This window comes from Pseudomonas sp. GW821-FHT07B01 (assembly GCF_059419065.1).
Genome location: NZ_JBWKRA010000014.1, coordinates 164,258 through 170,551 on the forward strand (window position 1 = coordinate 164,258; position 6,294 = coordinate 170,551).

Genomic DNA, 6,294 nt, shown 5'->3' on the forward strand with positions numbered 1-6,294 from the left:
ATGGCAGCCCAAAGGACGCCCCATGAATCTGCCTCCCCGCCAACAACAAATCCTCGAACTGGTCCGCGAACGCGGGTACGTCAGTATCGAGGAAATGGCGCAGCTATTCGTTGTCACCCCGCAAACCATCCGCCGCGATATCAACCAGCTGGCGGACGCCAACCTGTTGCGCCGCTACCACGGCGGCGCAGCCTATGACTCCAGTGTCGAGAACACCGCGTACGCCATGCGTGCCGACCAGATGCGCGACGAGAAGCAACGCATCGGTGAAGCCATCGCCGCGCAGATTCCCGATCATGCCTCGCTGTTCATCAACATCGGCACCACCACCGAATCCATCGCCCGTGCGCTGCTCAATCACAGCCACCTGAAAATCATCACCAACAACCTCAACGTCGCCACCATGCTCAGTGCCAAGGACGACTTCGATGTGTTGCTCACCGGCGGCAATGTGCGCCGTGACGGTGGTGTGGTGGGCCAGGCCAGTGTCGACTTCATCAACCAGTTCAAGGTCGACTTTGCCCTGGTGGGTATCAGCGGGATCGACGAGGACGGCAGCCTGCTGGACTTCGATTACCAAGAAGTGCGGGTTTCCCAGGCCATCATCGCCAATGCGCGGCAAGTGATTCTGGCGGCAGACTCCAGCAAATTCGGGCGCAATGCCATGATTCGCCTGGGGCCGATCAGCCTGGTGGACTGCCTGGTGACTGACCAGCAGCCGGTGCCGGCCTTGGTGCAAGTGCTGAATGAGCACAAGGTGCGGCTGGAAGTGGTGTAGCGCCTGTTCAGGCGTCATCGCGGGCAAGCCCGGCTCCCACAGTTTGAAAGGCAATCAAATGTAGGAGCCGGGCTTGCCCGCGATGACGCCCTCAATAACACCGATACATTCACCTTTGTTCATAATTCTTCCTTTCCCCACCCTTCGATGAGTTTTTTCAATCGAAGTCGGGTGGCTGTGCCCGCAATTATCAGCTACCATTTTCGCAAATGAACATTAATGTTCGAATTCCAAGACGAAAAGATCGCGAGGCCAGCCGATGAACCCTTCCACCTTGCCTGCTCCACCGCTTGCCGAAGTCTATGACGTTGCCGTAATTGGTGGCGGGATCAATGGCGTCGGGATTGCGGCAGACGCAGCCGGTCGCGGTTTGTCGGTATTCCTTTGCGAAAAGGATGACTTGGCCAGCCACACCTCCTCGGCCAGCAGTAAGCTGATCCACGGCGGCCTGCGTTACCTGGAACACTATGAATTCCGCCTGGTGCGCGAAGCCCTGGCCGAACGTGAGGTGCTGCTAGGCAAAGCCCCACACATCGTCAAGCAAATGCGCTTCGTGCTGCCGCACCGCCCGCACTTGCGCCCGGCGTGGATGATTCGCGCTGGCTTGTTCCTGTATGACCACTTGGGCAAGCGCGAAAAACTGGCAGGCTCCAAAAGCCTCAAGTTCGGTGCCGACAGCCCGCTGAAAAGTGAAATTACCCGAGGCTTCGAATACTCCGACTGCTGGGTCGATGACGCTCGCCTGGTCGTGCTCAACGCCATGGCGGCCCGTGAGAAAGGCGCGCATATCCATACGCAGACCCGTTGCGTCAGCGCCCATCGCAGCAACGGCCTGTGGGAAATGAACATGGAGCGTGCCGACGGCAGCCTGTTCTCGATCCGCGCCCGCGCCCTGGTGAATGCTGCCGGTCCTTGGGTGGCCAAATTCATTAAGGACGACCTGAAGCTGGATTCGCCCTACGGCATCCGCTTGATCCAGGGCAGCCACCTGATCGTGCCGCGCCTGTACGAAGGCGCCCACGCGCACATCCTGCAGAACGAAGACCAGCGCATCGTCTTCACCATTCCGTACCTGAACCACTTGACCATCATCGGCACCACCGACCGCGAATACACCGGCGACCCGGCTGCAGTGGCGATCACCGAAGGCGAAACCGACTACATGCTCAAAGTGGTCAATGCGCACTTCAAGAAACAACTGAGCCGTGACGATATCGTCCACACTTACTCCGGCGTGCGCCCGCTGTGCAACGACGAGTCCGACAACCCATCGGCCATCACGCGCGATTACACCCTGGCCTTGTCCGGCGGCACCGGCGAAGCGCCGATCCTGTCGGTATTCGGCGGCAAGCTGACCACCTATCGCAAACTGGCCGAGTCGGCCATGGCTCAACTGGCGCCGTACTTCACCCAGATGCGCCCTAGCTGGACCGCCACGGCCAGCCTGCCCGGCGGTGAAGACATGACCACCCCTGAAGCCCTGGCCGACGCCATCCGCGCCAAGTTCGACTGGGTACCGAGCGAGATCGCCCGCCGCTGGTCCACCACTTACGGCAGCCGCACCTGGCGCCTGCTGGAGGGCGTGCAATCACTCGCCGATCTGGGTGACCACCTGGGTGGCGGCCTCTATACCCGCGAAGTCGACTACCTGTGCGCCGAAGAGTGGGTAACACAACCACAGGACGTGCTCTGGCGCCGTACCAAGCTTGGCCTGTTCACTACGCCGCAAGAGCAGGAAAACCTGCAGCGCTACTTGTCCAAGGTCGAGCAGAACCGCAGCAAGATCGAAGCGGCCTGACCGCCTGACTGTAGGAGCGAGCTTGCTCGCGAAAAACTAGAGAGCGCCGCGTTTATTCAGCATAAACGCGGCGTTTTTGCGTTTTTCGCGAGCAAGCTCGCTCCTACAGACTATTCGGTTTTCCGAACGTGCCCCTCTGCTCTATTCGGTTTGCCGGATCAAAGACCGAAAATATCACCGAAACAAAAAGTTAATTTCCATATAAATCATGAAGTTATCCTTTTGTTTTCGGTATGGCACGACTCATGCTCTACACTCTTCAACGATTGCCTGAGGCGCCTTAGGAGCCGTCACGGGCAGTCGCTTTACAAGAGAGCCGTTCAGCTGGCTTCATAAAAAAAACAAATGTCGAGGAAGTATTGATGCGCATCGTTCCCCATATCCTGGGCGCAGCTATCGCTGCTGCTCTGATCAGCACTCCAGTTTTTGCCGCCGAACTCACCGGCACACTGAAGAAAATCAACGACTCCGGCACCATCACTCTCGCTCACCGCGACAGCTCCATTCCGTTTTCCTACATCGCGGATGGCTCGGGCAAACCCGTGGGCTACTCCCACGACATCCAGTTGGCCGTTGTCGAGCAACTGAAAAAAGACCTGAACAAACCCGACCTCAAAGCCAAGTACAACCTGGTGACCTCGCAAACCCGTATCCCGTTGATCCAGAACGGCACCGCGGATCTGGAATGCGGCTCCACCACCAATAACGCCGAACGCGCCCAGCAAGTTGACTTCACCGTCAACATCTTCGAAATCGGCACCCGCCTGCTGGTCAAGAAAGACAAGGAAGGCAAGCCGTCCTACGCTGACTTTGCCGACCTGAAAGGCAAAAACGTCGTGACCACCGCCGGCACCACGTCCGAGCGCATCATCAAGGCGATGAACGCCGACAAGCAGATGGGCATGAACGTTATCTCCGCCAAAGACCACGGCGAATCCTTCCAGATGCTCGAAAGCGGCCGTGCCGTTGCATTCATGATGGACGACGCCCTGCTGGCCGGTGAAGAAGCCAAGGCCAAGAAGCCCGATGACTGGGTTATCACCGGCACTCCGCAGTCATTCGAAGCCTATGCATGCATGGTTCGCAAAGGCGACCCGGACTTCAAGAAAGCCGTGGATGACGCCATTGTCGCCCTGTACAAGTCAGGCGAGATCAACAAGATCTACGCCAAATGGTTCGAAAGCCCGATCCCACCGAAAGGCCTGAACCTGAACTTCCCGATGAGCGACAAGGTCAAGGAGCTGATCGCTAACCCTAGCGACAAACCAGCGCCAGAAGTAAAAATCTGATACCTGACTAAGCTTATGTCCTGAGGGAGCCAACACTCCCTCAGGCGTCTGTAATTACCTGCTGGCTTTAACTTGGAACACTCGACCTGGCGGTTTTCGAGCCGATCGTGTGTGCCTGGCGTTCAACGTCAGGCGGGAACGGATCTTCCCCAAGCGGGTGCTTGTACATCGATCGATCTCGAGGGGAGACCCTAATGAATTACAACTGGGACTGGGGCGTGTTCTTCAAGTCCACCGGCGTGGGCAGCGAGACTTATCTCGACTGGTACCTCTCCGGGCTGGGCTGGACCATCGCCATCGCTGTCGTGGCATGGATTATCGCCTTGCTGCTGGGCTCCATTCTGGGGGTCATGCGCACGGTGCCAAACCGCCTCGTATCGGGCATCGCGACCTGCTACGTGGAACTGTTTCGTAACGTGCCGCTGCTGGTTCAGCTGTTCATCTGGTACTTCCTGGTACCGGACATGCTGCCGCAGAACCTGCAGGACTGGTACAAACAAGACCTGAACCCGACCACCTCGGCCTACCTGAGCGTCGTGGTGTGCCTGGGCCTGTTCACCGCCGCCCGTGTGTGCGAGCAAGTGCGTACCGGTATCCAGGCGCTGCCACGGGGCCAGGAATCCGCGGCGCGCGCCATGGGCTTCAAGCTGCCGCAGATCTACTGGAACGTGCTGCTGCCCCAGGCTTACCGCATCATCATTCCGCCGCTTACCTCGGAATTCCTCAACGTGTTCAAGAACTCCTCCGTGGCGTCCTTGATCGGCTTGATGGAACTGCTGGCGCAAACCAAACAGACCGCCGAGTTCTCGGCCAACCTGTTTGAAGCCTTCACCCTGGCCACGCTGATCTACTTCACCCTGAACATGAGCCTGATGCTGCTGATGCGCGTGGTCGAGAAGAAAGTCGCAGTGCCCGGCCTGATCTCCGTGGGGGGCAAATAATGGACTTCGATTTCAGCGGCATCATCCCCGCCATCCCGGGCCTGTGGAACGGCATGGTCATGACCTTGAAGCTGATGGTCATGGGTGTGGTCGGCGGCATCATCATCGGGACCATTCTGGCCCTGATGCGCTTGTCGTCCAATAAACTGCTGTCCCGCGTGGCCGGCGCCTATGTGAACTACTTCCGCTCGATCCCGCTGCTGCTGGTGATCACCTGGTTCTACCTGGCGGTGCCGTTCGTGCTGCGCTGGATCACCGGCGAAGACACCCCGATCGGCGCGTTCACCTCCTGCGTCGTGGCGTTCATGATGTTCGAGGCCGCATACTTCTGCGAAATCGTACGAGCCGGCGTGCAGTCGATTCCCAAGGGCCAGATGGCGGCGGCACAAGCCATGGGCATGACCTACGGCCAGACCATGCGCCTGATCATCCTGCCCCAGGCGTTCCGCAAGATGACGCCGTTGCTGCTGCAACAGTCGATCATCCTGTTCCAGGACACCTCCCTGGTCTACACCGTGGGCCTGGTGGACTTCCTCAACTCCGCCCGCTCCAACGGCGACATCATCGGCCGCTCCAACGAGTTCCTGATTTTTGCCGGTGTCGTCTACTTCATCATCAGCTTTTCCGCCTCGCTGCTGGTCAAGCGTCTGCAAAAAAGGTTTGCCGTATGATCTCTATCAAGAACATCAACAAGTGGTATGGCGACTTCCAGGTGCTGACCGATTGCAGCACTGAGGTTAAAAAAGGCGAAGTGATCGTGGTGTGCGGGCCGTCCGGCTCGGGCAAATCCACCCTGATCAAGTGCGTGAACGCGCTGGAACCGTTCCAGAAAGGCGACATTGTCGTCGACGGCACCTCCATCGCCGACCCGAAGACCAACCTGCCAAAACTGCGTTCGCGCGTGGGCATGGTGTTTCAGCACTTCGAGCTGTTCCCGCACCTGACCATCACCGAAAACCTGACCATCGCGCAGATCAAGGTATTGGGCCGCAGCAAGGAAGAAGCCACCAAGAAGGGCCTGCAACTGCTCGACCGCGTGGGCTTGTCGGCTCACGCCCACAAGCACCCTGGCCAGCTCTCCGGCGGCCAGCAACAACGTGTGGCGATTGCCCGCGCCCTGGCCATGGACCCGATCGTCATGCTGTTCGACGAACCGACCTCGGCGCTGGACCCGGAAATGGTCAACGAAGTGCTCGACGTGATGGTGCAACTGGCCCACGAAGGCATGACCATGATGTGTGTGACCCACGAAATGGGCTTTGCGCGCAAAGTGGCCGACCGCGTGATCTTCATGGACGCCGGCAAGATCATCGAAGACTGCCCGAAGGAAGAGTTCTTCGGCGACATCAGCGCACGCTCCGAGCGTGCGCAGCACTTCCTCGAGAAAATCCTGCAGCACTAAAAGCAACACCGTTCGTCCTGTAGGAGCCGGGCTTGTGTGGGAGCTGGCTTGCCTGCGATGGCATCGCCTCGGTGCAACTGTTACAC

At 58.8% G+C, this 6,294-nt stretch carries 6 protein-coding genes; all 6 read left to right on the top strand.

The window, feature by feature from the left end:
• The first annotated feature begins 22 nt into the window (after nt 1-22).
• The 6 genes from AC07S6_RS17350 to AC07S6_RS17375 all read left to right on the top strand — a co-directional run bounded on the left by AC07S6_RS17350 (nt 23) and on the right by AC07S6_RS17375 (nt 6,208).
• Complete coding sequence (locus AC07S6_RS17350; RefSeq protein WP_003188962.1) at nt 23-778, top strand: DeoR/GlpR family transcriptional regulator; 756 nt, start codon at nt 23-25, stop codon at nt 776-778.
• Nucleotides 779-1,037: 259 nt separating this feature from the next.
• Nucleotides 1,038-2,576, top strand: a complete 1,539-nt coding sequence (gene glpD / locus AC07S6_RS17355) for a glycerol-3-phosphate dehydrogenase (RefSeq protein WP_495112681.1) — start codon at nt 1,038-1,040, stop codon at nt 2,574-2,576.
• 362 nt (nt 2,577-2,938) lie between these two features.
• Nucleotides 2,939-3,865 (top strand): glutamate/aspartate ABC transporter substrate-binding protein, encoded by a 927-nt coding sequence (locus tag AC07S6_RS17360; protein WP_005785249.1) that lies wholly within the window; start codon nt 2,939-2,941, stop codon nt 3,863-3,865.
• A gap of 194 nt (nt 3,866-4,059) precedes the next feature.
• Entirely contained in the window at nt 4,060-4,806 is a 747-nt protein-coding gene (locus AC07S6_RS17365) for an amino acid ABC transporter permease (RefSeq protein ID WP_014717132.1), read from the top strand.
• Entirely contained in the window at nt 4,806-5,477 is a 672-nt protein-coding gene (locus tag AC07S6_RS17370) for an amino acid ABC transporter permease (RefSeq protein ID WP_003188954.1), read from the top strand. The genes AC07S6_RS17365 and AC07S6_RS17370 overlap by 1 nt, the downstream gene beginning before the upstream one ends.
• A complete protein-coding gene (locus tag AC07S6_RS17375) occupies nt 5,474-6,208 on the top strand; it encodes an amino acid ABC transporter ATP-binding protein (protein WP_003188952.1) in 735 nt (244 codons plus the stop codon). Before AC07S6_RS17370 ends, AC07S6_RS17375 begins: the two co-directional genes overlap by 4 nt.
• The last annotated feature ends 86 nt before the right edge of the window (nt 6,209-6,294 follow it).